Source organism: Mesorhizobium sp. CNPSo 4689, from assembly GCF_057784325.1.
Map to the genome: position 1 here is coordinate 1 of NZ_JBWLUZ010000106.1, position 642 is coordinate 642.

The following is a 642-nucleotide window of genomic DNA, read 5'->3' on the forward strand; positions in this document are numbered from 1 at the left end:
AAGGCGACGAAGTACAGATCATGCTGGCGCCGGGTGATCGCTTTCCGAAGTGCTGCGAAGTCGGAGATCCCCGCCTCGTTGGTGACGATGATCTCGCCGTCAATGATGGCGCTTTCCACCTCGAGCGAGGCCGCGGCGGCTGCGAGGTCACGGTATTTCGACGTCCAGTCCAGTCCGCGGCGGGTGAAGATGCGCACGCCGTCGATATCCCTGACGATCTGGGAACGGTAGCCATCGAACTTGACCTCGTGAATCCAGCCATCGCCCTCGGCAGGCTTCTCCACCAAGGTCGGCATCAACGGAGGGATGAACTTCAAACGCATGCACAGACTCACGGAACGCGATTCAAGGCTTGGCGCCTAATCTTAGTTCCGAAGCATTTTAGCAAAATTGAATATTCGAATGAACGGCCTATAATTTGCCAGCCGGCAAACCTACCCGTTTCGCCGGTTAGGGAGGAAAGTTATGGCAGATGTGACGTCAAGAGATCAGAACTCCGAGATCGTTCGGCGCGGTTATGCCGCGTTCAATACTGGAGACATGGACACGCTGGCGCTAATCATCGACGAGACCTGCACCTGGCATACTCCGGGCAAGAGTCCCGTGGCCGGAGACCATAAAGGCCACGAGGCAATCTTTGGC

General features: G+C 56.9%; 1 protein-coding gene. It reads right to left on the reverse strand.

Annotation, left to right across the window (positions count from 1 at the left end; genetic code table 11):
• The coding region (locus AC04SI_RS33335; protein ID WP_488475736.1) for an ATP-dependent DNA ligase at positions 1-323 on the reverse strand (323 nt) is incomplete at its 3' end.
• Between the last annotated feature and the right edge of the window lie 319 nt (positions 324-642).